General features: G+C 63.2%; 21 protein-coding genes and 1 tRNA gene. 16 read left to right on the forward strand and 6 right to left on the reverse strand.

All coding sequences use genetic code 11. The features are described from left to right. Window positions 1-23: 23 nt before the first annotated feature. A complete protein-coding gene (locus ACQ4V8_RS02425) occupies window positions 24-731 on the reverse strand; it encodes a GntR family transcriptional regulator (RefSeq protein WP_043462374.1) in 708 nt (235 codons plus the stop codon). 408 nt (window positions 732-1,139) lie between these two features. On the opposite strand from ACQ4V8_RS02425, the gene ACQ4V8_RS02430 reads away from it, so the two are divergent. Continuing rightward, window positions 1,140-1,215 (forward strand) — tRNA-Asn (locus ACQ4V8_RS02430). A gap of 104 nt (window positions 1,216-1,319) precedes the next feature. On the opposite strand, the gene ACQ4V8_RS02435 is transcribed toward ACQ4V8_RS02430, so the two are convergent. Continuing rightward, window positions 1,320-1,703 (reverse strand): hypothetical protein, encoded by a 384-nt coding sequence (locus ACQ4V8_RS02435; RefSeq protein ID WP_261980935.1) that lies wholly within the window; start codon window positions 1,701-1,703, stop codon window positions 1,320-1,322. A 338-nt stretch (window positions 1,704-2,041) separates the two neighbouring features. Here ACQ4V8_RS02435 and ACQ4V8_RS02440 point away from each other — a divergent pair, with 338 nt between their 5' ends. Continuing rightward, window positions 2,042-2,833, forward strand: a complete 792-nt coding sequence (locus ACQ4V8_RS02440) for an alpha/beta fold hydrolase (protein WP_010399839.1) — start codon at window positions 2,042-2,044, stop codon at window positions 2,831-2,833. Between the two features lie 265 nt (window positions 2,834-3,098). On the opposite strand, the gene ACQ4V8_RS02445 is transcribed toward ACQ4V8_RS02440, so the two are convergent. Then, window positions 3,099-3,815: a hypothetical protein gene (locus tag ACQ4V8_RS02445; RefSeq protein WP_436570820.1), complete on the reverse strand. Its 717-nt coding sequence runs from the start codon at window positions 3,813-3,815 to the stop codon at window positions 3,099-3,101. A gap of 136 nt (window positions 3,816-3,951) precedes the next feature. On the opposite strand from ACQ4V8_RS02445, the gene ACQ4V8_RS02450 reads away from it, so the two are divergent. The 4 genes from ACQ4V8_RS02450 to ACQ4V8_RS02465 all read left to right on the forward strand — a co-directional run bounded on the left by ACQ4V8_RS02450 (window position 3,952) and on the right by ACQ4V8_RS02465 (window position 10,616). Further along, window positions 3,952-4,791: a M15 family metallopeptidase gene (locus tag ACQ4V8_RS02450; protein ID WP_436570821.1), complete on the forward strand. Its 840-nt coding sequence runs from the start codon at window positions 3,952-3,954 to the stop codon at window positions 4,789-4,791. A 216-nt stretch (window positions 4,792-5,007) separates the two neighbouring features. Continuing rightward, the gene (tssM, locus tag ACQ4V8_RS02455; protein ID WP_436570822.1) at window positions 5,008-8,841 is read left to right on the forward strand and encodes a type VI secretion system membrane subunit TssM; all 3,834 of its coding nucleotides are present in this window, start codon (window positions 5,008-5,010) and stop codon (window positions 8,839-8,841) included. Further along, window positions 8,838-9,818 carry a type VI secretion system-associated protein TagF gene (gene tagF / locus ACQ4V8_RS02460; RefSeq protein ID WP_436570823.1) on the forward strand — a complete coding sequence of 327 codons (981 nt, stop codon included), beginning with the start codon at window positions 8,838-8,840 and terminating at the stop codon, window positions 9,816-9,818. Before tssM ends, tagF begins: the two co-directional genes overlap by 4 nt. A gap of 9 nt (window positions 9,819-9,827) precedes the next feature. Beyond that, on the forward strand, window positions 9,828-10,616 hold the full coding sequence (locus ACQ4V8_RS02465) for an OmpA family protein (protein WP_436570824.1): 789 nt from the start codon (window positions 9,828-9,830) through the stop codon (window positions 10,614-10,616). A gap of 14 nt (window positions 10,617-10,630) precedes the next feature. Here the strand turns inward: ACQ4V8_RS02465 and icmH are convergent, their stop codons facing one another. Genes icmH through tssJ form a run of 3 tightly spaced genes read right to left on the reverse strand, consistent with a single transcriptional unit; the run spans window position 10,631 to window position 13,442 of the window. Beyond that, window positions 10,631-11,419 (reverse strand): type IVB secretion system protein IcmH/DotU, encoded by a 789-nt coding sequence (icmH, locus tag ACQ4V8_RS02470; RefSeq protein WP_010399828.1) that lies wholly within the window; start codon window positions 11,417-11,419, stop codon window positions 10,631-10,633. Then, window positions 11,416-12,786, reverse strand: coding sequence for a type VI secretion system baseplate subunit TssK (gene tssK, locus ACQ4V8_RS02475; protein ID WP_010399827.1), 1,371 nt, complete (start codon window positions 12,784-12,786; stop codon window positions 11,416-11,418). The genes icmH and tssK overlap by 4 nt, the downstream gene beginning before the upstream one ends. A 47-nt stretch (window positions 12,787-12,833) precedes the next feature. Further along, a complete protein-coding gene (gene tssJ / locus ACQ4V8_RS02480) occupies window positions 12,834-13,442 on the reverse strand; it encodes a type VI secretion system lipoprotein TssJ (protein WP_010399826.1) in 609 nt (202 codons plus the stop codon). Between the two features lie 213 nt (window positions 13,443-13,655). Between tssJ and ACQ4V8_RS02485 the strand changes: the two genes are divergently transcribed. From ACQ4V8_RS02485 to ACQ4V8_RS02530, 10 genes are all read left to right on the forward strand, one after another. Next, a complete protein-coding gene (locus ACQ4V8_RS02485; protein ID WP_436570825.1) occupies window positions 13,656-14,318 on the forward strand; it encodes a tetratricopeptide repeat protein in 663 nt (220 codons plus the stop codon). 37 nt (window positions 14,319-14,355) lie between these two features. Next, entirely contained in the window at window positions 14,356-14,865 is a 510-nt protein-coding gene (gene tssB / locus ACQ4V8_RS02490; protein WP_436570826.1) for a type VI secretion system contractile sheath small subunit, read from the forward strand. A gap of 1 nt (window position 14,866) precedes the next feature. Then, on the forward strand, window positions 14,867-16,366 hold the full coding sequence (gene tssC, locus ACQ4V8_RS02495; RefSeq protein ID WP_010399823.1) for a type VI secretion system contractile sheath large subunit: 1,500 nt from the start codon (window positions 14,867-14,869) through the stop codon (window positions 16,364-16,366). Window positions 16,367-16,397: 31 nt separating this feature from the next. After that, on the forward strand, window positions 16,398-16,889 hold the full coding sequence (locus tag ACQ4V8_RS02500; protein ID WP_010399822.1) for an Hcp family type VI secretion system effector: 492 nt from the start codon (window positions 16,398-16,400) through the stop codon (window positions 16,887-16,889). A gap of 66 nt (window positions 16,890-16,955) precedes the next feature. Then, window positions 16,956-17,432: a type VI secretion system baseplate subunit TssE gene (gene tssE, locus ACQ4V8_RS02505; protein ID WP_010399820.1), complete on the forward strand. Its 477-nt coding sequence runs from the start codon at window positions 16,956-16,958 to the stop codon at window positions 17,430-17,432. Continuing rightward, a complete protein-coding gene (tssH, locus tag ACQ4V8_RS02510; protein ID WP_436570827.1) occupies window positions 17,429-20,068 on the forward strand; it encodes a type VI secretion system ATPase TssH in 2,640 nt (879 codons plus the stop codon). Before tssE ends, tssH begins: the two co-directional genes overlap by 4 nt. A gap of 21 nt (window positions 20,069-20,089) precedes the next feature. Further along, window positions 20,090-21,118, forward strand: a complete 1,029-nt coding sequence (tssA, locus tag ACQ4V8_RS02515) for a type VI secretion system protein TssA (protein WP_436570828.1) — start codon at window positions 20,090-20,092, stop codon at window positions 21,116-21,118. Between the two features lie 33 nt (window positions 21,119-21,151). Continuing rightward, window positions 21,152-21,952: a substrate-binding periplasmic protein gene (locus ACQ4V8_RS02520; protein WP_010399814.1), complete on the forward strand. Its 801-nt coding sequence runs from the start codon at window positions 21,152-21,154 to the stop codon at window positions 21,950-21,952. 35 nt (window positions 21,953-21,987) lie between these two features. Next, window positions 21,988-22,500 carry a lipocalin family protein gene (locus ACQ4V8_RS02525; RefSeq protein ID WP_010399813.1) on the forward strand — a complete coding sequence of 171 codons (513 nt, stop codon included), beginning with the start codon at window positions 21,988-21,990 and terminating at the stop codon, window positions 22,498-22,500. 262 nt (window positions 22,501-22,762) lie between these two features. Beyond that, the gene (locus ACQ4V8_RS02530) at window positions 22,763-24,526 is read left to right on the forward strand and encodes a methyl-accepting chemotaxis protein (protein ID WP_436570829.1); all 1,764 of its coding nucleotides are present in this window, start codon (window positions 22,763-22,765) and stop codon (window positions 24,524-24,526) included. The last annotated feature ends 162 nt before the right edge of the window (window positions 24,527-24,688 follow it).

Raw genomic sequence — 24,688 nt, forward strand, 5'->3', positions numbered from 1 at the left:
GCCTTTTTTGATGCTGGCGTTGTTCACATCAGCAGCGCCGCCACCAGGTTTTTTTTGTCGTCACTGGCGCTGCCGTCGAAGCGCAAGGCCGCTTCCACATGCGTCAAGTGCTCGACCATCAGGCGCGCCGCCAGGTCCGCGTCGCCGCTGCGCGCGGCCTCGAGAAAGCGGCCGTGTTCGTCGTACGAGCAGGCGGCAGCGTGGCCGCATTGGTACAACATGGTGATTAGCGAACTGCGGCCCACCAGTTCGCGCACGATGTCGCGCAGCACGGCGTTGCCGGCGATGTCGGCCAGCAAGACGTGGAAGTCACCCAGCAGTTGCGAGCGCATCGGCGTCGCCTTCGCCAGCGCAAGGCGCTCCGCTTTCAGGTGCCGTTCCAGCAGCCGGTAGTCGGCAGGCTTGGCCCGGGCGACGAATTCGCGCGCCAGGGCCGCCTCGACGATGCGCCGCGCAGCAAAGATGTCGCGTGCTTCCGCTTCGCTTGGTTGGCTGACGAAGGCGCCCTTGTCGGGCACCATGCGTATCAGTTTGTCTTTCGACAGGATCAGCAGAGCGGCGCGGATCTTGGTGCGGCTGACGCCATACAGTCGACACAGCGCCTCTTCGCGCAGTCGCGTGCCAGGCGGTAATTGGCGCGCCACGATGGCTGCCGCCATATGCTCGGCAATTGTCGCCGAACTGTCGCCGCTGCTGTGCTTGTCAACCAGGGGTGCGCTTGATTCTGTCATGTCGGGCGAGAGCAGTAAACCACGGGCAAGGTGAACCTTGCAAGCGCATGTCCGCTCGGCGACGTGATTGACGCCCCGTTGCCGGCATGCCGTTGAGCGCCTTGCATATAGGCAAGGCATGCCTATTCTACTATCTTGCGTGGCGCTGCGCAGACGGACGCGGCCGCTACCTGTGGGCTCGCCCTGTCTGGCGTCAGCGCCTCGTCCTGCCGATGCGCGTCTGCCATCAGCTGCGTCATTACTTAGTTGCGCAGCAAGTCCTTGCTCGTCATCTTGATCAATATCCTATCCTCCGCTTGGACACATGCCAGCGGACATCTGTACTTGGCGCAGAGGGAACATCGCTACTTTGCGCTGACAGCGAGCACTGGACATGAGAAATATTGACGTATATAATTCGGCCTCAATTCCCTGATAGCTCAGTTGGTAGAGCGACGGACTGTTAATCCGCAGGTCCCTGGTTCGAGTCCAGGTCGGGGAGCCAGAACAAGCAGCAAGCAGAAAAAGGGCCACGTGGCAACACGCGGCCCTTTTTGCTATGCGCGTGCTTTCCCGCTGGTGGCCGGCGCACGCTGGGTGCTGCGTGGATCAGGGATCGACAAACACGTCGAAACGCACTTTGAGCGGGCTGCCCCAGGCTATATCGACCCAGGCACGGAAGCCGCCGTTGTACGGGGCGATGTTGTACACGGCCATGCGCGCCGCGCCAATGAAGCGATCCTGGGCATTCGCGCCATATTCGCTGATGTTAATTAATACGCGCGAATTGGCTTTCACGTTGGCATTGGCGAAGTTGACCGAAGGATGCACGCCATTGGCGCTCCACGTGTAATAGGTGGTGAAGGCCGCTGAGCTTAGGTTTAAGTTCTGTGCGGCAGCGCCCTTGGCGCTTTTTCCTTCCTGTTCCATCGGCAAATCGGTGGTTTCCGGGGCCAGGTTGCTACCGGTGCGATGTTCTACTTTCATTTCCATGATGTACTCCTGATCGATAGTTTGGACGCCGCGCCTGACGTCGCGCGGCAAGACGCCCGATCTGTTGTCGTGACGGCCAGTGTCACGTCCAGGCTGATAGGGTAAACGCCTGCTCCATGCTGTTGGAGTAAGTCATTCTAGGTAAACGCGCGGTCAAAAAGCGCGCAAGGCCAGCGGAAAAACGGCGCACGCTTGTGCTGGCGCAAACAGTTTGCAGGCACGCCACAAGATCGTTTCCAGTCGGCTATTTTTATGCGCATGCCACGCATGTTGCGCAGGACAATGGCACAATAGGACCAGCCGACCTGTCGATGCAAAATCCGTTGCGAGCCTAGCCCATGCCGATATTGAACCTGAGTGCCGAAACTGATATCTATTATGAATTGATCGAAGGCGACCCCGCCAAGCCCTGCCTGGTATTCCTGCACGAGGGGCTAGGCTGTTGTGCGATGTGGAAAGATTTCCCCGCGCAGTTGTGCCAGGCGACGGGCTGCCGTGGCTTGCTGTATGACCGCTGCGGCTACGGGCAGTCGTCGCCGCTGGCGGCGCGCCGCCAGATTCATTATTTGCACGACTACGCGCTGTGCGAGCTGCCGCAGGTCCTCGCTGCACTGCTGCCGGGGCAGGACCATTTTCTCATCGGCCACTCCGATGGCGGCAGCATCGCCCTCATTTATGCGGCGCAGCAGCCGCAGCGCTTGCGCGGCATTATTACCGAGGCGGCGCACGTGTTTGTCGAGGGCATCACGCTCGATGGCATCCGCGTGGCGGATGCGGCGTTCAGCGAGGGCAAGCTGCGCGCGCTGGCGGCATACCATGGCGACAAGACGAAGACCGTCTTCAAGGCCTGGTCGGATACCTGGCTCAGCTATGGGTTTCAGTTCTGGAACATCGAATACCTGCTGCCTTCCGTCGAATGCCCGGCGCTAGTGGTGCAGGGCAGCGAGGATCAGTACGCTAGCGCGGCCCAGGTCGACACGATCGTGGCGCAGGCGCTCAACGCCGTGCCCGCCATGGTCGAGCAATGCGGTCATACGCCGCACCAGGAGCAGCCGCAGGCCTTGCTGGCGCTGATGGAAGGCTTTTTACAAGGCCGCATGGATGCTGCCGCTCACCCGGGCATCCTGTGACAGCCTCGATCACCGCTGTTGCATAGCCGCGACTAGCCCGTCTGCATCGAATGCTATGCGTGCGTGCCGGGCATGCAACTGTCAGCGTTGGGCGCCTGCCGCCACGCCTTGAAGTTTGGCGCGCGCAAGTCAATCTGCAGCAGGCCGGTAAGCCATTGCTGCCCAAGGCGGCCTTGCCGACGTCGGGCGCGCTCTTGTGCGCCATCACCGTCGTGCTGCCCGGTGTGTGCATCGCCCGCCTGAGCTCGCATAGGGCGCGCCAGCCTCAATGGCAGGCGGGATCGCTGTCCCAGCGGCCTGAACAGATGCGCGAACGGCACAGCATGCCTTCGATCAGGCCCAACTGCTTGCAGCGCTGTAACAGTTCCATCGTTTCCTGTTCCTGTTCCTGTTCCCGTTCCTGTGCCTGCGTCTGCCCCTGCTTGCGCAGCACCACGTCGCGCGTGGGCGTCACCGTGGCTTCTTGCCGGTGCGCATGGGCGACCATCGCGGCCAGCAGGGCGACATCGCTGTCGCCGGGCGCGGCGGCAGGCCTTGCCCCCGGCCCGCGCGCGGCCTTGCGTGGCGCACTTGCGCTCGTGCTTGCTGCGGTGGCGGCGAGTGCAGGCAAGGGCGGGCCCGCCGTATTGACGATGGTCGCTGCGTGCGCCGCTGATGCAGGGACAACTGCTGCCGCTGGCGGCGGCAGTGCGGGCGCTGCCATGCTCATAGCCGTGGCGGGCGTGGGCGGCAGGGGCAGAGACGTGCTGCGCGTGTCATCAGCGAGCATGGCCGTGATCAGCAGCACCAGACACAGCGCCCCAGCGCTCCAGTGCCGCCAGCCAGGTCGCCAGCGCAGCGCTGGCATGGACAGGGGCCCGCTGACGCCGTGTTCGAGCTGCGACAAGATGCCCTTGCCTTCGAGGTGCACGCCAGTCGTGCCGGCCTTGCTGCGCAAGTCAGGCACGCGCGCCTGGCCATCACCGGTTTTTAGTAAAGACAAAATATCACCTCCGCAGTGTATCAAACGCGACTGACCTTGATGTATACCGCGCTCGTGCTGGCGACGCACGCCTACGATTTAGCGATACCGCCGAGCACGCTGCCCGGCCCCGACTATCCTTGTCACGGAGCGCCCCATGTTCGTCGCCCTGATCCTGATGTATTTCCTGCTTGCCTGTTTTGCTTGCTGGCTGCTGCTGTTTCCTGGCGGCCGCGCCATCGTGTTGCACACGCTCGTCAACCTGGGCTGGCGCATGCAACGGCGCGCGCAGCACCTGAGGGGCGGCAGCAGTGCGCAATGGCAGCGTATGCAGCGGTACGCGGGCTCGGGCATGGCGCGCGCCTGGCAGCTGCTGTTGCAGCATCGTTGGCTGAGCCTGGCAGGCAGCGCGCTGGTCATCGTGCCGCCCTTGCTGGCGTGGTTGTCCAGCGACCGCATCGCCCTGCGCGGCTATGCCGACCGGCAGCACGTCATCAATGACCAGGTCAGCGACTTGCTCAAAGGCGAACAGCTGGTGCCGCCTTTGAGCCTGCCACCGCTGCTGTTTTCCACGGCGGAAGTGACGCAGCTGCGCCCGCTGCTGGGCGGCGCCAGCCGCAACTGGCAATTGCTCGACCACGATTATGCGCAGCGCCTGCTGCTGGTCTTCAAGATCATGAAGGAAGTGCATGGCTATGACATGGTCTTGCTGGAAGGCTACCGCAGCCCGGCGCGCCAGGAGCAACTGGCGGCGGCCGGCCCGAACGTGACCAACGCCAGGGCGTTTCAAAGTTATCACCAGTATGGCCTGGCTGCCGATTGCGCATTCATGCATGAAGGAAAGCTCATCATTTCTGAAAAAAATGCCTGGGCCATGCGCGGCTACCGTCTCTATGGCGTGACGGCCGAATCGGTGGGTCTGCGCTGGGGCGGGCGCTGGACCATGATGGATTTTGGCCACACGGAATTGCCGCAACCGCGCGTGCTGGGCAAGTAAGCCGCGCCAGCCATTCTAGCGCCGCGCTGCGCCATCATTTCCACAGCTGCAAGCTTGCTTGCGCAGCGTCAATGGTACGCCTACGCCTGTCATGCGCTGGCGCCTGGTACTTGTCTTGTGTCAACAAAGGCGCGCCGTGTTGCTGTCAGGATAGGCCGAATCCGTCTTGTTACACGGCGGCGTCAATCTGCTTTGCGACCTCATCCTGGACTCATCATGCTGCGACGAATCTGCCACTTCCTCACCGACAGCCGCAATCTGACCATCGTTGGCTTCGTGGCGCTGGCCGTGTCGTTGTACCTGGGGGCCGAGCTGCTGGAAGTGGCGCTGATCTGGGCGCTGGCCTTGCTGCTGCTGGCCTTATTCACTTGGCTGGGCGTATGGCTGTGGCGCCGCCGCCGCGCGCGCCGCCATGCTCAGGCGCTGGGGCAAGCCATCCTCAACGAGGCCGAGATCGCCACCGCACAGGCCGCTTCGGCTTCGACGGCCAACAGCAGCGAGCAAGGTGAACTCGACGCCCTACGCAAGGGCATGCTGGCTGCCATCGAGACCATCAAGACATCCAAACTGGGTCTCAAATCGGGCGCCGCCGCCCTCTACGAATTACCCTGGTACATGATCATCGGCAACCCGGCCGCCGGCAAAAGCAGCGCCATCTTGCGTTCGGGCCTGCAGTTCCCTTTCGCTGACGGCAAGATTGTGCAAGGCGTGGGCGGCACGCGCAACTGCGACTGGTTTTTCACCACGGACGGCATCGTGCTCGATACGGCAGGACGCTACTGCGTCGTTGACGAGCATCGCGGCGAGTGGTTCGGCTTTCTCGACCTGTTGAAAAAATACCGGCGCAAGGCACCCATCAACGGCATCCTCATCGCCGTCAGTATCGACGAATTGAAAGGCGACCCCGATGTCGGCATGCAACTGGCGCGCAGCCTGCGCAAGCGGGTGCAGGATGTCATCGAACGCCTGGAAGTGTTTGCGCCCCTGTACATCGTGTTTAGCAAGGCCGACCTGATCGCCGGCTTTACAGAGTTTTTTGCCGATGCCGAACGCAGCGAGCGTGAGCGCGTATGGGGCGCCACCATGGCTTACCAGCGCAAGCTGTCCACGGCCGACTTGCTGACGTTTTTCGACCAGAGTTTCGATGAATTGCACGATGGCTTGACGGAGCTGAGCCTGGCCAATATGGCGCACCGGCAACGCCAGACGATGGCACCCGGGGTATTTACGTTTCCGCTGGAGTTTGCCGCCATCAAGCCGGCTTTGCGTGCCTTCATTGCCACCCTGTTCGAGGAAAACCCATTCCAGTTCCAGCCCGTGTTCCGCGGCTTTTATTTCACTAGCGCGCTGCAGGAGGGCGTACCCGTGAGTGCCTCTTCGCAGCAGGTGGCGCGCCGCTTCGACCTCAGCTTCGCGCCGGACCCGGCCCCGGCCGCAGTGCCAGCAGGCGCGCACCAGTATGGCTATTTCCTGCTCGATTTGTTCCGCAAGGTGATTTTTGCCGACCAGCACTTGGTGGCCAACTATGCCAACCGCGCCAAGCTGCGCTTCAAATATGCGCTGTTCTTCGCCGCCACGGTGTCGCTGGGCGCCTGCCTGGGCGGCTGGAGCTGGTCCTATCTGGGCAACCGGCAACTGGTGGCCAATGTCGAGGCCGACCTGAACAAGGTGGTGCGGCTGCAGGAACGGCGCCTGGACTTGCAGTCGCGCCTGGAAGCGCTGGAAATCTTGCAGGACCGCATCGAGCAGCTGGAAGCGTACCGCACGCAACGGCCGTGGTCATTGCGCCTGGGCCTGTACCAGGGGGAGTTACTTGAGCGCAAGCTGCGCGAGGAATATTTCGCCGGCGCGCGCCATGTCATGCTGGCCCCCGTGGCGGGCGCGCTGGAAGCCTTGCTGTTCGAGATGAACGCCAGCGCCGAGCAACTGCAGCCCACGGTGCGCACGCCGCAGACGCCAGGCGCGGCATCACCTGCCGCGCCACGCAGCGTGCAGTACCAGGCGGCCAGCGCGACGAATGTGGAAGATGCCTACAATGCGCTGAAAACCTATCTGATGCTGGCCGATAAGACGCATGCCGAGAGTAGCCACCTGAATGACCAGCTGACGCGCTTTTGGCGCGGCTGGCTGGAAGGCAATCGGGGCGCCATGCCGCGCGAGCAGATGATACGCAGCGCCGAGCGGCTGCTGACGTTCTACCTAGCGCAGATCGGCGACCCGTCCTGGCCCCGCATCGAGCAAAAGCTGGCGCTGGTCGATCAGGCACGCGAAAACCTGCGCCGCGTGGTGCGCGGCATGCCGGCGCGCGAGCGCGTGTATGCCGACATTCGCGCGCGCGCTTCGACGCGCTTTCCCGGCATGACGGTGGCGCGCATCGTCGGTGAACAGGATCAAACGCTGCTGGCGGGCAGTTACGCCGTCTCCGGCGCCTTTACGCGCCAGGCATGGGAAAAGTTCGTCGAGGCCGCGTTTCGCGACGCCGCCAACCGCGAGCTGCAAAGCGCCGACTGGGTGCTGAAAAGCGCCTCCACCGACGACCTGACTCTGGAAGGCAGCCCGGAGCAGATCGAGAAAAACCTGGTCGCCATGTACAAGGCCGACTACGCGCGCGAGTGGCAAAAATTCGTGCAAGGTGTCGCCGTCGCCGACCTGAAAGGTTTTGACGGTGCCGTGCAAGCCATGAACCGCCTGGGCGACCCGCAAGCGTCGCCGATTGCCAAGCTGCTCACGACTATTTACGACGAAACCTCGTGGGACAACCCGGCGCTGCAACATACGCAATTGCGCAAGGCTGAAAGGGGCATGATCGCCTGGTTCAAGGAAACCGTGTTGCGCCGCGCGCCATCGCAGCTGACGGCCAATCCAGGCCTCAATGCGCAGCTCGACCCGGCCCGACTGGATAAGCCCATGGGCCCCGTGGGACGCGAATTCGCCGGCGTGGGCAAGCTGGTGGCGGCCAGGGACAACAATGCGACGCTGATGCGCGCGTATCTGGAGGCGCTGTCGAAACTGCGCAGCCGTTTGAACTTGCTGAAGAACCAGGGCGATGCAGGACCGGGCGCGCGCCAGTTCATGCAGCAAACGCTCGAGGGTAGCGGTTCCGAACTGGCCGACGCCCTGAAGCTGGTCGACGAGCAGCTGCTCACGGGGATGAGCGACGCGCAAAAGCAGGCCATCCGTCCCATCCTCGTGCGCCCGCTGATACAGACCTTTGCCGTCATCGTTGCGCCGGCCGAACTCGATATCAACAAGACCTGGGCGGCGCAGGTGTATGAACCGTTCCAGAAATCGCTGGCCAACAAATATCCGTTTGCGCCAGCGGCGCGCATCGAGGCGAGCAACCTGGAAATTGGCCAGTTCTTTGGCCCGGAAGGCTTGGTGGCAAAGTTCGTCACCACCGCCATGGGCCCCCTGGTGGTGCGGCGCGGCGACGTGCTGGCGCCGCGCACCTGGGCCGACATGGGTATCAGCCTGTCGCCGCAGGTGGTGGCGCGTTTTCCCGGCTGGATTGCGCCGCTGGGCGCCGGCGGCGTGGCGTCCGCCTCGACGGCCGCGCAAACCGTGTTCCAGATCCAGCCGTCGCCCGCACCGGGGACTCTGGAATATACGCTGGAGATCGACGGCCAGCAGCTGCGCTACCGCAATACGCCGGCGCAGTGGACGAACATGGTGCATCCAGGCCCGCAAGGCGCGGCCGGCATGCAGGGCGCGCGCATCACCGCCGTCACCTTCGACGGTCGCACGCTGGAACTATTCAACGAGCCCGGGCAGTTCGGCTTGAAGCGCATGATCGATGCGGCGAGCAAAAAGCGCAAGGACGGCGGCGTGTTCGAACTGCGCTGGGTACGCGGCGAGGTAGCGGTGGCGGTCGACTTGAAAATCACCAGCAGCGCCGAGACGACGGGCGCGGGTGGAACTGCGGCGGTGCAGGAGCAGGGCTTGCGCGGCATGCAGCTGCCCGAGACCATCGTCGGCCCGCCGGGCGCGCCTGTCGTGGCTAACGCAGCGGTGCCGGTCATCGCGGCTGCAGCGTCCGGGGTGGCGCCATGATGCACACGGCACAGCAGGTGCGCCTCGGCTACTTTGGCAAGATCCCCGCGCGCAGCGACTTTATCAAGGCTTGCGACAATCATGCGCTGGTGCAGTTGCTCGACGACTGGCTGGCGCAGGTCATGCATGCCTTGACGGTGGAGCCGCGCTGGAAGCTCAATTACGACGTCTTGCCGCCGCTGCGCTTCGCCTTCGTCGGCACGCGCAGCCGGCGCGCCATCGCCGGGCGCCTGGAAGCGAGCAATGATCAATCGCAGCGGCGCTTCCCATTCATGGCCATGGGCGCGCTGGAAGTGGATGATGCCGAGGCCTTTGTCGCCTGCAGCCCGCTGGTGCTGGCACCGCTGTGGCAGCGGGTGGAGCAGCTCTCGCAAGGCATCGTGGCCAGCGTCGAGCCAGGGCCTGCGCTGCTGGCGCTGGCCGGCAACGTGGTCGAAGTCGAGCCGGCCGCGCCGTGCCACGCGGCGCGGCTGGCCGCCTTTTTGCAAGCGCAGACGGTACATGACCTGCAAGCGATGCTGGCCTCGCCCGCCTTCCCGGTGACGGTGCGCGAATTGCTGTTGGGCCTGGGCCTGCTGCTGCAACCGGTGCGCCAGAGCGGCTTGCCGCGCCTGGAGAAAAGCCTGGTGCTGCCACTGCCGCACGAGGCGCAGCTGCGCGACCTGGTGGCCAGCTTCTGGCTGCATATGGTCGCGCCGTTCCTGCGCCAGGCCGATTTCGAACTGGCGCTGTTTTTCTCGTACATCGATGAAGCGCCCGTGCTGGTGATCGGCTTTTGCGGCGCCGACCCGCACGGCTTGCGCGCGCTGATCGATCCGCAGGCCGGCAGTGAACGTCTGATCGTGCTCGACCAGCTCGACTGGGTTGAGCAGCAGCTGGGAGACGCTGCGGCCTTGCGCCAGTTTTCCGCCTGCCTGCAGCAGGAGCAGCTGTCGCTGCACTCGGCCTGCGCCATATTTGCCGCTACCTTTGCCTGAAGGATTGTCATGAAGCCACCCGTTCTCTTGCTACTGCTGCTGGCCGCTGCCGTTCCCTGGCGCACCTTGGCGCAGGCGCAAGCACCCCAGATACCGATGCCGGGGCAAATCCTCGTCACCGGCACGTTGGCTGACGAGGCGGGCAAGGCGGCCGTGCTGGCCCGCCTGCGCGAACTGTATGGCGCCGAGCGCGTGGTCGACCAGATCGCCATCGGCAACGTCGCCGTGCCCGCCAACTGGAACGCCTACGTGCAGAAGCTGATCGCGCCGAACCTGAAGCTCATTTCGCGCGGGCAGATCAGCATTGCAGGCAACAATGTCAGCGTGCGCGGCGAAGTGGCGAACGAGGTGCAGCGCCAGCAGATCGCCAGCGATATCGCCACCAGCCTCAATCCCACCTATATCGTCAACAATGGCTTGCGCGTCAGGCCGGCCGAGGCCGAGCAGGGCTTGCTCGACGCCACGCTCGACAAGCGCATCGTCGAATTCGATAGCGGCAAGGCCTCTATTACGCCGGCCGGCCTGGTCATCCTCGACCAGATGGCGGCCGTCATGCTCAAGCTGCGGGGCCGCAAGGTGGAGGTGATCGGCCACACGGACGACATTGGCCTGCGCGCCAGCAATGTGGCCCTCAGCGAGGCACGCGCCGAGGCCGTGCGCGCCTATCTGGCCAGCAAGGGCGTCGTGGCCGATACGGTGCTGGTCTCTGGCCAGGGACCAGACCGTCCCGTCGCCAGCAACGCCACGGCCGCTGGCCGGGCCAGAAACCGGCGCATCGAGTTCAGGATCGCGCAATGATCAGCGCATAATAATCAAGGCAGTGTGATGGTCAGGTGCGCCGGGCTTGGCGCCAGCTTGACCAGGTCTGCATACGCGGCCAGGGTGGTTTGCGTGCCGCGCGTCAAATGCGTTTTCAAACCCAGGTAGGCGCAGATGGCCAGCAGGGCGAAAAAGCTCGACAGTGCCCATAGCGGCATGTCGCTACCGCGTTTATTGACCACCTGATCGGGGCGTTCCGCGCGCGGTGCGAAGCCACGGCTCTTGCCCTTGATGTGGGCAATTTCGTCACCCAGGCGCGCCGTCAGGTAGCTGAGTTTTTCGCCGCCGTCGATTGCATACTTGCCCTGGAATCCCAGCAACAGGCACATGTGGAACACTTGCAGCGCCTGCACCCGCATGGCGCCCTTGCCGCGCAAGGCGTCGAGGCGGTCGAAGAAGTGTTCGCCGGCCAGCTGGTCGCCAAAGATCAGCAACTGCAGCGGGCGCCGCTCCCATTGCTTGCGCAAGGCGAAAGGTGAGGCCAGGATGATTTCGTCGACCGCCGCGCAGAATGCATACTTGGCCGCTTCGATATCGTCGCCATCGGCGCGGATCTTTTTTGCTTCGTGCGCGAAGTCGTCGAGGAAGGCCGTGATGCGCTCCATGAAGTTCTGCTCGTCGCCGGGGGCTGAACCGTGTTTGAGCATGAACAGCATGTAAAAGCCTTCGTGCATCAGGTCCAGCAGGGCGCTGCCTGCATGCCGGCCGGCCGTGCCAGCCGCTGCGCAGCCGCGTGGTCCCAGCAGGGAGGGCGCCGCGCGCCGTTCGATGAGCTGGCTCATGCCGTCACCGCGATCAATTCCAGCTGCAGGTCGCGTATGCCGGCCGGCACGTAGACGCAAATTGACTGCGCCTTGAGCATGTGCTGGTACAGCGCGCCGCGGTTTTCAATCGCAAAATAATAGGTGTCGGGGCGCACGGGGATAGCGGCCGGCACTTGCGGCGCATGCGACAGTTTCAGGCCGGGCATGGCCGTCAGTACGCATTTTTCCACGTCGTCGGGCGCGCCCACCTTGACGCGCAGCGGCACCACGTCCACCAGTTCGATGGCGGGCATGGCGGCGCGTATGGCCAGGTACAAGGTGGTGTGCTGGTCGATTTTGCCCGAATCGAGCTTGCCCAGGTAATACGAGGGCTGGTCCTCGATCAGGGCGATGGAAAAATATTTCGACGAGATGACGGTGTCGAGCAGTTCACGGATGATGGTGTCGATGGCGTCGAAGCAGGCGCCCGGCTGCGCGTGATCGTAGGCGGGCAGGCTGGCCAGGGTGTAGTGTTTGGAGTAGCTGAGCAGGCCACCGGCCAGGCCCAGCAGCGCTTCGTACAGGCGCTCCGGATGCAAGGCCGGATGGCGTACATAGTGCATCAGCGCTGCCGCTGCCGTGCTGACCGTGTGCAGCAGCCAGAACGAGGACACGTCGCCCGAGCGAAATTCGATCACGTTGCGGCTCGGTTCGCGATGATGGCCGTGCAGCGCGCTGACCTTTGCCTGCAGAGCGTCGAGCAGATGTTCCAGCACGTACTGAAGCTGCGGCGCGCCGGCGATCGCCAGGCTGGGTGCCATGAACCCTGGCACCGGCTCGAAGCCGCCCGACACCGTGCGCCGCAGGGCGATCAGCGGCAGGCAGTCGTAGCAGCCGCGTGCCTCGCTATCGGGAATCAGGCGCACGGTTTTCTTCAGGTACGCCACGTCGGCGACGGCGGACTGCGTAAATAGGTCCGGCGTGGCATGCATGGCATGCGCAAAGCGCGTGGCTGCAGGTGTACCTGCTGCCGATGTCTGCGCCGTGTAATTCATGCCCTCGCGGTTGAGAATGGGCAGGGCCGCGTAGTACGTCACTTCCTGCACCGCTGGCGGCAGCGACTCCAGGTCTATCGGCGCGGGCAGGGGATCGCTGCCGGGGACGCCGTCCCCCAGCGCCTCGAACACTTCGCCGTCGCGGAAGATCGCCGATAGCGCTTGCAGGCGCAAGGTGCCCGTCTTCAGTGCCGCCAGGTCCCACTGCATCTGCGCCACGCCCCACAGATAGGGGTGCAGCGCACGGGCCGTGTGATGCAGGCGTGCTTCGTGATATTCATCCTGGCGCTGGAAATGCTGCGGCCGCAGGAACAGGCCTTCGCCCCACAAGACTTTCGCTGCCATGCCCATCTCGCTTCTCCTTGAATGTGTGGTGCGCCGCTGCTGCCGCCACTGCGCTACTGGCAGCGCACGGCCGCCAGCGGCGCCATGCCGCTGTCCATGCCGACCATGCCAGTGACGCTCAGCGCACACGCGTGCAAGCCGACGGTGATGCCCCCGCGTTCCGCGTCGGCGGCGGCAAAGGTGGCGCGCCAGCGCTGTGCCGCAGGCGCGCGGAACAGGGCCACCACGCCAATGAAATACGCTTCCTTGCTGACTTTTTCCTGCACTTCATAGCGCTGGCCCGGCACCAGCAGCACTTCCTTCACCTCCATCAAGTCGGTGCCCAGCGCGGCCTTTTCGCGCTGCGCGTCGAGGAAGCTGTCGTATGGCGTCTGCTCGAAGGCGGCGCTCTGGCGCAGCTTGTAGATGCGCGCCACCAGCGCCAGCGGCCGGCCCGCAGCGTCGGTGTTGAGGCGCTGCGCCGCGTGCAGGCGGATGCTGACATTGCGCGGTGGTTTTTGCGCGTCCGGCAGTTCGGGTGGCGGCTTGGCCACCCCGGCCATTTGCAGCGCCGCGTTGGCCAGCGTGCCGATGGCGCCGCCTGCGCAACCGGCCTGCAGCAAGGCCAGCAGCAGTAGTGGGGTGGTGCGCGCCAGGCGGCGGAGCGGGGCGTCAGGTGGCATGGGTTTGCTTTGCAAAAAATGAATGGTGGAAATACGCGTGCTGCAGCCATTTAAACGCATGCACCGGCGGCCTGCTTGCGTTGCCGCAAAGTCCGTCTGCGATCAAGATAATTACTGTGCCAGATCAGGATTCATGGCGCGGTTCGCCGCTGTAGCGCGGAACTTCTTCTTTGCTGATTAATCTCAATCTGGCAAAAAAATTGGCGATCAATAATGGCCTCCACCAAGGCGCCACCCATCTTTTCCAGCGGTAGCGTCCTCCACCTGAAGGAATGCCCGATGAAGCCAGCGACCATGTTGCCCCGTATTGCTTGCCTTGCCAGCGCCTTGCTGCTGGCCGCCTGCGCCACGCTAGACCAGTCGGCGTCCAAAAAATCTGCCACGCCGACCCTGGCGCAAGTAATGAGCGACGCCGATGCGGCCGCCCGCGCTGGCCAGTACGAGCGTGCCATGACCCTGCTTCAGGGCGGCGGCAGCAGCTACCCGGCCGACAAGGCCCCGTGGCTGCAAATGGCGCAGATGAAGTTCGACCGCGGTCAGTATGGCGACGCCATCGGCCATGCGCTCGAAGCGCTGGACCGCGACCCGGACGACAAGGTCGCCAATAGCATCGTCGCTGTCAGCGGCCTGCGCCTGTCCGGCAAGGCCTTGGCCGACCTGTCGCGGCAAAACAATCTGAATGGCTCGCTGCGCTCGGAAGCGCAGGACCTGGCCAAGCTGCTGCGCGCGAGCATCGGTGAAGACGTGCTGGTGCCGCCGGCCAGACGCCCGCCGGCCGCTGGCAAGCGCGCTGCCACATCCGGCTCCGGCACGCCGGCGGTGAAAGGTGCGGTGCAGCCAGCCGGCGCTGCTGACCCGTTCAGCGGCCTGAAGTAAGCCACCAGCCCCACCATCCCCTTGCAAAGGAAGCGATATGCCCAAGTCCGACAGCGTGCAAAAACGCCTGCAAAAGATACGCGCCCCGCGCGTGCAAATGACCTACGACGTCGAGATTGGCGACGCCATTGAAAACAAGGAGCTGCCCTTCGTCGTCGGCGTGCTGGGCGACTTTGGTGCTAACCCGGAGAGTGAGAAAAAACGCTTGAAGGACCGCAAGTTCGTCGCCATCGATCGCGACAACTTCGACGAAGTGCTGGCCGGTGTAGCGCCGGTGGCCCGTTTCGCGGTGCCGAACCGCATCAACGGGGCGGACGGTACGTTTGCCGTCGATCTGCACTTTCGTTCGATGGATGACTTCCGCCCGGAATCGGTGGTGCAGCAGGTCGCCCCCTTGCGCAAGCTGCTCGAGGCGCGCACCAAGCTGGCCGACCTGCGCAACAAGCTGGCCGGCAACGACAAGCTGGAAGACTTGCTGACGGAAGTGCTGAACAACACGGACAGCCTGGCCACCTTGAAACCGCAGTTCCCAAAGCAGGAGTATTGAGATGAGCGCCCATGCAGAAGCCCCAGAAGCGCTCGCTGTTTCCGCAGCCGATGCCCCGGCCGCGACGGACTTGCTGGACCAGATCGTCGAGCACAGCCGCGTCGCCAAGTCTGGCGCCGAACATGCGCGCGCGCGCGACCTGATCTCGGAACTGGTGGCACAGGTGCTCGATGGCACGCTGCTGATGTCGACCAGCCTGTCGGCCACCCTGGACGCGCGCGTAGCGGAAATCGACCGCCTGATCTCGGCCCAGCTGAGCGAAATCATGCATGCGGCGCCGTTTCAGCAGCTCGAACAAAGCTGGACCGGGCTACGCTACCTGGTCGGCAACTCCGATACGGGCACGCGTCTGCAGATCCGCATGTTTAACGCCACCAAGCGCGAACTGGTGAAGGATTTCCAGGCGGCGCTGGAGTTCGACCAGAGCAGCATGTTCAAGAAGGTCTACGAAGAGGAATTTGGTACCTTTGGCGGCGCGCCGTTCGCTGCGCTGCTGGGCGATTTCGCCATTTCTCGCCAGCCGGAAGACATGTATTTCATCGAGCAGATGTCGCATATCGCCGCCGCTGCGCATGCACCGTTTATCGCCTCGGCCGCGCCGGAACTGTTTGGCCTGGAGAGCTACGCTGACCTGGGCAAGCCGCGCGACCTGGCCAAGGTGTTCGACACCATCGAGTACCTCAAATGGAAAGCCTTCCGCGAATCCGAGGACGCGCGCTACGTGGGCCTGACTTTGCCCCGCTTCTTGGGCCGGCTGCCGTTCAATCCTGTCGATGGCACCACGGTCGAAGGTTTTAACTTTGTCGAGGAAGTCGACGGCAGCGACCATCACAAATATCTATGGTGTAACGCCGCGTATGCCTTCGGCTGCAAGCTGACGCGCGCCTTTGCCGATTACGGCTGGTGCGCCGCCATCCGTGGCGTGGAGGGCGGCGGCCTGGTGGACGACCTGCCCACCCACACCTTCAAGACGGACGAGGGCGATGTGGCCCTGAAATGCCCGGCCGAAGTAGCGATTACCGATCGCCGCGAAAAGGAATTGTCGGACCTGGGCTTCATCTCGCTGGTGCATTGCAAGAACACCGCGTATGCCGCCTTCTTCGGCGCACAGTCAGCGCAGAAAAGCCGCAAGTACAACAGCGACGCGGCCAATGCGAACGCGGTGCTGTCGTCGCAGTTGCAGTACATCTTTGCCGTCTCGCGCATTGCCCATTACATGAAGGCCATGATGCGTGACAAGATCGGCAGCTTTGCCGCCGCCTCCAACGTTGAAGACTTCCTGAATCGCTGGCTGATGCAGTACGTGCTGCTCGACGATAACGCCAGCCAGGAGCAGAAGGCGCAGTTTCCCTTGCGCGAAGCTTCCGTGCAGGTGCATGAAGTGCCGGGGCGGCCCGGCGTGTACCGGGCCGTGTCGTTCCTGCGGCCGCATTTCCAGCTCGATGAATTATCTGTTTCGCTCCGACTGGTCGCGGAGTTGCCGAAGTCGACCAATTCCTGAGTCACCCATCTTTCAACCAGAGGAGCACACCATGGCAATCGATGTATATCTGCAGATAGACGGCATCAAGGGCGAGTCCACCGATGACAAGCACAAGGATTGGATCGAGTGCAAATCGGTCAGCTGGAGCGTCGAACAGCCGAAGTCCGCTACCGCCTCGACGGGCGGTGGCCACACGGCTGAACGCTGCGAACACAAGGATATCGTCATTTCCAAGCTGGCCGATCTGGCCTCGCCGGTCCTGTTGCAGACCTGCTCGGCCGGCAAGACTATTCCCAAGGCGCGCTTCGAATTCATGCGCGCCGACGGCCAGGGCGAGCGCGTCAAATACTTTGAGATCGAAATCGAGAATGTATTGATCGGTGCCGTGATGCCGAACGTTGAAGAGGGTGACATCCTGGGTGAACACGTCGGCTTCAAGTTCTCGAAAGTGAAGTGGAAATACACGCAGCAAAAAGTGACGGGGGGCGCTGGCGGCAATACCTCAGGCGGCTGGGACCTGGCCGCGAACCGCGTGGCTTGATTCAGATTGCGCGGCGCGTGGCGACCAGCTTCGCCTGCGCGCTGCGCCGACTTTTCAGGAGAGCGCATGGACAGCTATGTACCTGGCCTGTTCGACCGCCTGATGGGCGACGCCGGTGCGACGGCCGGCGGCGTGGCTGCGCGCCTGTCACTCGAGCAATTGAAGGATGCTGTGGCGCGTGACCTGGAAGAGCTGCTCAACACGCGCCTAGCCTTGCCGCCCGGCGCGCTCGACGCCTATCCGGAATGCGCGGCCTCCATCGTCAACTATGGCTTGATCGATTTCGCCGGCATGTGCTTGTCGAGCAGCGATGACCGTACCCGCATCTGCGCCGCGCTGAAGGCCGCCATCGAACGCCACGAACCGCGCCTGCGCAATGTGCGCGCGCGTCTGGAGCGCGAAGCGGGCAGCATCAACCGCGTGAGCTTCGTCATCAGTGGCACCTTGGCCGTGATGTCGGGTGGCGAGACGGTCAATTTCGACGCCGTGCTGCAGCCATCGTCGCTGCGCTATTCGATCAACCGCAAGGGAGCCGCCGCATGAGCAATAATCTGAAAACCCTGATCGCCAAACTGAATGATACGGCGCGCACTGCCGCCACCCGCGCCGCCGGCATCTGCGTGGAACTGGGGCAGTACGAAGTCGATATAGAACACCTTTTCCTGGCGCTGCTGGAGCAGGAACGCAGTGATTTCGTCACCATTGCGCGCCGCAGTGACATCAGCCTGACGGCGCTCGAGGCGGACCTGCGGCGCGAGATCGGCGGCTTTCGCACTGGCAGCGCGCGCACGCCAGTATTTTCGCCCCATTTGTCCTTATTGTTCGAGCATGCCTGGCTGGTCGCCTCACTCGATACGGCGCAGCCGGGCCCCATCCGCAGCCGCCATCTGTTGCTGGCGCTGTTGACGCAAGCGGAACTGTCGCAGCTCGCGTATCGGGGCTCGAAGTTGTTCGCCCGCTTCAGCGTGGAGCAATTGAAGCACCATCCGGATAAGCTGACGGCTGGCTCGGGGGAGGAAACTGCGACAGTGTCGCAGCTTTCCGAAACGACTGTCGACCCACTGGCTGTCCTTGCCAGCAAGACCCCGGCGCTGGACCAGTTCACCACCGACCTGACGCAGCTGGCGCGCGACGCCAAGCTCGATCCCGTGATCGGTCGCGAGGCAGAGATACGCCAGGCCGTCGACATCCTGCTGCGCCGGCGCCAGAACAATCCGATTTTGACCGGCGAGGCTGGCGTGGGCAAGACAGCCGTGGTGGAAGGCTTAGCTTTGCGCATCGCCGCCGGTGACGTGCCCGAGGTGCTGCAGGGTGCGCATATCCACGTACTCGACATAGGCTTGCTACAGGCCGGCGCCAGCGTAAAGGGTGAGTTTGAAAACCGTCTGAAAAACGTCATCGACGAGGTGACGAAAAGTCCGCACCCGGTCATTCTCTTCATCGACGAGGCGCACAGTATGATCGGCGCCGGTGGCCAGGCGGGGCAGAATGACGCGGCCAATTTGCTGAAACCGGCGCTGGCGCGCGGCGCTCTGCGTACCATTGCCGCTACCACCTGGAGTGAGTACAAAAAGTATTTTGAAAAGGATGCGGCGCTGGCGCGGCGCTTCCAGGTGGTGAAGGTGGAAGAGCCTGGCGAAGACATCGCCTGCGCCATGCTGCGCGCCATGGCGCCGCTGATGGAGCGCCATTTCGGCATCCGCGTGCGCGAGTCCGCCATCGTCGAGGCGGTGCGCCTGTCGCAGCGTTACATCAGCGGACGTCAGTTGCCCGACAAGGCTATCAGTGTGCTCGATACGGCGTGTGCCAAGGTGGCGCTGGGCCAGCGCGCCACGCCGGCGCAGCTGGAAAATGTGCACCGGCGCCAAGAGCGCATCGGCGCGGAAATCGCCGCCCTGAGCCGCGAGGAAAGCGACGGCGAAGCACCCGATAAAGCCGCTGCCGCGCGACTGGCGCAACTGCGGCGCGAGCATGAAGAAGGGCAGGTGGTGATGAGTGCCCTGGCGCAGCGCTGGGAGCGCGAAAAAGCGCTGGTGGCGCAGATCGTCGACTTGCGCGCGCAGCTGCGCGGCGAGCGCCCGGGCGAGGCCGGCGCCGCACGCCTGCTGGCGCTGAAGGAAGAGCTGGCGGTGTTGCAGGGCGATTCTGCGCTGTCGCCGCTGGAAGTCGATGCGCAGGTAGTGGCCGGCATCGTTGCCGGCTGGACCGGCATCCCGCTGGGGAAAATGCTCAAGGACGAGATCCGCACGGTGCTGACCCTCGATGGAGCGTTGCGCGAACGCGTGCTGGGGCAGGAGCATGTCATCACGGCCGTGGCACAGCGCGTGCGCACGGCGCGCGCCAGCCTGGATGAACCGAACAAGCCGCAAGCCGTGTTTTTGTTCACGGGGCCATCCGGTACGGGCAAGACGGAAACGGCGCTGGCGCTGGCCGACCTGCTGTATGGCGGCGAGCGCAAGCTCATTACCATCAATATGAGCGAATACCAGGAGGCGCACAGCGTGGCCGGCCTGAAAGGCTCGCCGCCTGGCTATGTCGGCTACGGCGAGGGCGGTGTGCTGACGGAAGCCGTGCGGCGCCAGCCCTACAGCGTGGTGCTGCTCGACGAAGCAGAAAAGGCCCATCCCGACGTGCTGGAGCTGTTCTTCCAGGTCTTCGACAAGGGCGTGCTCGAAGACGCAGAAGGACGTGAAGTCGATTTTCGCAACACCATCATCATCGCCACCTCGAACCTCGGTTCCGCTGCCATGATGGCCGCCTGCCTGAACCGGGCCGCACAAGACCTGCCCGCGCCGGCCGCGCTGGAAGAGCTGGTGCGCCCGCAACTGGTGGCCCATTTCAAGCCGGCCTTGCTGGGGCGCCTGCAAGTGCTGCCGTTCTATCCCTTGAATGACACGGTGCTGGCCGAGATCATTACCCTGAAACTGGCGCATATCGGCGCGCGTATCGCGCGCAACCACCAGGCGCAGTTCAGCCATGACGCGGGCTTGGTTGATGCGGTACTGGCGCGCTGCACCGAGGTTGACTCGGGCGCGCGCAATGTCGACCAGATCCTCAACGGCAGCCTGTTGCCGGCGATTGCCGAAGCGCTACTGACGCGCATGGCAGAAGGCGAGCCGATAGCCTCGATACGCGTCAGCGCCAGCAAGCAGGGGCAGTTCAAGTACGCCTTCAAATAACGTTATCCGCCGGAGAGCGCCATGTTCAACCTGGAACAGTTGCTGCACCCCGTCAGCGCCGTCAGCCCATGCGGCGAAGACATCACTTTCAGCCAGGAGCTCGACGCCATCGCGCGCGCGCGCCAGCAAGACGATCCCAGCCTGGACCAGGGCGAGTGGGTGACGGCGCTGAAGGAGGCCGACTGGCCTTTCGTGGCGACGCGCTGCGAACAGTTGATCGCTGCGCGCAGCAAGGATTTGCGCGTCGCCGTGTGGCTGGCCGAGGCGCATGCGAAAACACGCCACTTCCGCGGCCTGGGCGACGGCTACGCGCTGTTGGCCAATCTGTGCGAGCGCTATTGGGACGGCCTGTACCCGCCGGCCGAAGAGGGCGACCAGGAACAGCGCATCGGCAATGTCTTCTGGCTGCTGGCGCGCACACCGCAGCTGCTGCGCGAGATTCCGCTCACCGGGGGGGCCGACGGCTCGTTTTCAATGCAAGATTTCGATGCGGCGCGTCAGCGCGCGGCTGCCAGCTTGGCGCAGGGCGGCACGGCACAAGGCTGGGGCGATACGCGCCACGACGAAAGTTCGACCCTGGCGCAGATGGAGGCGGCGCGACAAAAGAATACGCGTGCATTTTCTGATCGCTTGCTCGCTGATGCACAATACTGCATGCAGTCGCTGCTGGCGTTCGAACGCAGCGTCGATACGCGTTTCGGCGCCGATGGCCCGAGCTTTCGCGCCGCGCGCGAAGCGCTGGAAAACGTCATTCATTTTATCGCGCCGTTGTCACCAGGCGTGGACTTCGCTGTCGCGCCGCCTGCCGCTGGCCAGGGCGCCAGCAGCGCAAGCGCCCTCGTGCAGCGCCAGCAGGCGCTGGCCCAGTTGCGCCAGGTAGCCGATTTTTTTCGCCGCACGGAGCCGCACAGCCCTGTCGCCTACCTGGCCGACAAGGCCGCCAGTTGGGGCGAGCTGCCGCTGCACCTGTGGCTGCGTGCCGTCGTGAAGGACTCCGGCACCCTGGCGCAGCTCGACGAGATGCTGGGGACGAACAGTGCGAACGAATGATCGCTGTGGGCGCTTCCATGCTAATCTTCGGGCATGCTCAGAAAGCTCATTTTTCCTGCCGCGCTATGCCTGTTGATCGCTGCCAGCACGCAGGCAGCGGCTGCGCCGCCGCTAGTGATCTATGCCGACGACCATTATCCACCCTACTCCTATGTCGAGAATGGCCAGCTGAAAGGCATTTACACGGAGATTATGCGCGAGGCCTTGCAATCGATGCCGCAGTATGCGGTGCAGCTGCGTCCCGTGCCGTGGAAGCGGGGGCTGATGCTGCTGCAGACGGGCGAGGCCTTCGCCCTGTATCCGCCATATGCGTCGCGCAGCGAACGGCCGTACGTGCGCTATTCCGTGCCACTGCTGATGGAGCAGCTGGTGGTATTGTGCAGCCAGGACGTGCTGGCCCGGCGCGCACTGCGGCAGTGGCCCGGTGATTACGGCGGCCTGAGCATCGGCATGAATGCGGGATTTTTGCTGGGCGATGAGACGCTGAAGGCGGCCGTGGTTGCCCAAAAGATCGTGCTCGCCCCTGCCAAGGGCACGCGTACGAATCTGCTCAAGCTGATGCTTGGGCGTATCGATTGCTATGTCAGCGACCGTCTTTCGGCGCAGTGGGAATTGCAGCGCATTCGGCGCGAGGGCTTGGCGGGTGCGCCGATGCAAGCGATCCATGAAACGGCGCAGCTGGCCGGCCAGCAGGGCCACCTAGGTTTTACGGTGCGCCGACCGGACGCCTACCCCTATCGCGATGACTTTATCGAGCAATTCAATGCCGTCATCGTGCGCATGCAAAATAGTGGCGCGATACGCCGCATCGTTGAGCGCGCATTGCTACCCTGATACTGCTGCCCTGATTTCACCATCTGGAGAAGACCATGAAAAAACTGCTGTTCCTGTGTGCGCTGGTGCTGGCCGGTTGTGTCGGCCGGCCCGATAATATTGTGCCTGTCAGCAATTTTGACACGACCCGCTATTTGGGTAAATGGTATGAGATCGCGCGCCTTGATCATTCCTTCGAACGGGGCCTGAGCCATGTGAGCGCCGACTACAGCCTGCGTCCGGATGGCGGGCTGAAAGTGCTCAACCGCGGCTACAAGGAGGCGGACGCGAAGTGGAAGGAAGCCGAAGGCAAGGCGTATTTTGTTGACAAGAAAGACGAGGGTTACCTGAAAGTGTCGTTTTTCGGCCCCTTTTATGGTGCTTACATCGTTTTCGACCTCGACCAGAAAGATTACAGCTATTCCATGATCAGCGGCCCCGACAAGTCGTACTTGTGGTTGCTGTCGCGCACGCCCACCATGGATCCCGCCTTGCAGCAGCGCTTGATCGAGAAAGCCCGCGGCTTGGGATTCGATACGTCAAAATTGATCTATGTGAAGCAAAACTGAATTTGCTTGCCTGCCGTCCGTTCGTGGCGGCATAGCGCCTCCAAACTGTTGCTTTAATGCATGTTTTTTCTTGCAATACCATCCTGATTCACTCACAATCTGCGCCAAACTGGTGCGCTGCGGCGCGCTGCCATTTTGGCGACCTCGGTAGTGTTGCGTCGCCGCTCGTGATTGCCGCACGGCACCTACCTGCTATCTTGTTGTATAGCAGTAGGCCGGTTTCGTGGCGTCTGTACATTTTTTTTCAGATTGGAATCACGTAATGAAAAACCTCAAAATCGGCGTGCGTCTCGGTGGCGCTTTTGCCGCCGTCTTGCTGCTGTTGACGAGCCTGACTGTGGTGGGCATCGTTCAGTTGCAAAGTGCCAGCAAGGAAACCGATACGCTGGTCGGCGTCGACGTGCGCAATGAGCGCCTGATCGCCGAGTGGACCAAAGTGATCGAAGTGAACGCGGCGCGCACGGCTGCCGCCTGGAAAGTCAGCGATCCCGAACACCAGAAGCAGTTTGAACAGGAAATGGCGGTTTCGTCCGCCCGTGCCACGGAGATCCAGAATGCTATCGGCAACAGTGAGCTGAACGCCGAAGAGCAGGCTGCGTACCAGGAGGTGTTGAGCACGCGCAAGGCCTACACGGATGTGCGCAAGGAAGTGTTCAAGGCCAAGAATGCGGGCGAGCTGGAATTGGGCAAGCGCCTGTATGAGGGAGACATGGTCGTCAAGCGCGACATTTACCTGGCGTCGCTGAAAAAGCTGGAAGTGCTGGAAGCCAAATTGCTCGATGACGCGGCTGCGCATATTCGTTTGCGCTACGAACACGGCCGTTTGCTGCTGATCTCGCTGGGCGCGGTCGCCATTTTGCTCGGTATCGCCTGCGCATACTGGATCACGCGTTCGATCACGCGTCCCATTACGCGCGCCGTCGCGGTGGCGGAAGCCGTTTCTGCGGGCGACCTGACCAGCCATATCGTGGTGGAAAGCCACGACGAGACGGGACAATTGATGCAGGCACTCAAAAAAATGAACGATAAACTGGTCAGTATCGTCGGTCAGGTGCGCGATGGCACAGAATCGATCAGCACGGCGTCGAGCGAAATCGCCGCTGGTAATCTGGACTTGTCGTCGCGCACGGAGGAGCAGGCCAGTTCGCTGCAACAGACGGCGTCTTCGATGGAGGAGCTGACATCGACCGTGAAACTCAATGCCGACAACGCCCGCAGCGCCAATCAACTGGCGATCAACGCCTCGCAGATCGCCAGCAAGGGTGGCGTGGTAGTGTCGGAAGTGGTCAGCACCATGGGCTCGATCAATGATTCCTCGCGCAAGATTGTTGACATCATTAGCGTCATCGACGCCATCGCCTTCCAGACGAATATTCTGGCCTTGAACGCGGCCGTGGAAGCTGCCAGGGCTGGCGAGCAAGGTCGCGGTTTTGCCGTGGTGGCGTCCGAGGTGCGCAACCTGGCGCAGCGCTCGAGTGCGGCGGCGAGGGAAATCAAGGGCTTGATCGACGATTCCGTGCAAAAGGTCGAAGCCGGTTCGCAACTGGTGGACAAGGCAGGCCGTACCATGGACGAAATCGTGCAAAGCATCAGCCACGTGACGCAGATCATGAACCAGATCACCGATGCCAGCGATGAGCAGCGCGCCGGTATCGAACAAGTCAACCAGGCCATCTGTCAGATGGACCAGGTGACGCAGCAAAATGCAGCCTTGGTGGAAGAGGCGGCGGCGGCGGCCGAAGCCATGCAGGAACAGGCGGTCAAGCTGGCTGATGTGGTGGCTGTGTTCAAGCTCGATGTCACGCAGCAATATGTGTCGGCCAGCGGGTCTCCCCGTCTTGCCGCCGGCCAGCCCGCCGTACGGCGCAGCGCGAGCGCTGCCGTGCGCAGCTCTACTGCCATCGGCCATTCCGCTAGCGCTCAATCCGCCAGTGCCCCCATCAAGGCAGTGAAACGGGACACGGTACCTACGAGCAAGCCGCGCGCACCTGTCGCTTCCGGCGCCGATGAGTGGGAAGAGTTCTAAACAGCCTCTCTCAATGGCCGCGCTAAGTGGTAATGCCGTTCAGTTAAGGATTTTGGCGTGATTGATGAGCGCCAGTAAATTCGCTAACCCCAGAGGCAAAGAGCTGGGGTCGGTCACTCCGTGATCGGAATGTGCTCCATTGAAGCACATTCCCCCGCCGGG

Source organism: Janthinobacterium paucivorans (assembly GCF_051380805.1).
Taxonomy (GTDB): Bacteria; Pseudomonadota; Gammaproteobacteria; order Burkholderiales; family Burkholderiaceae_D; genus Janthinobacterium; species Janthinobacterium lividum_D.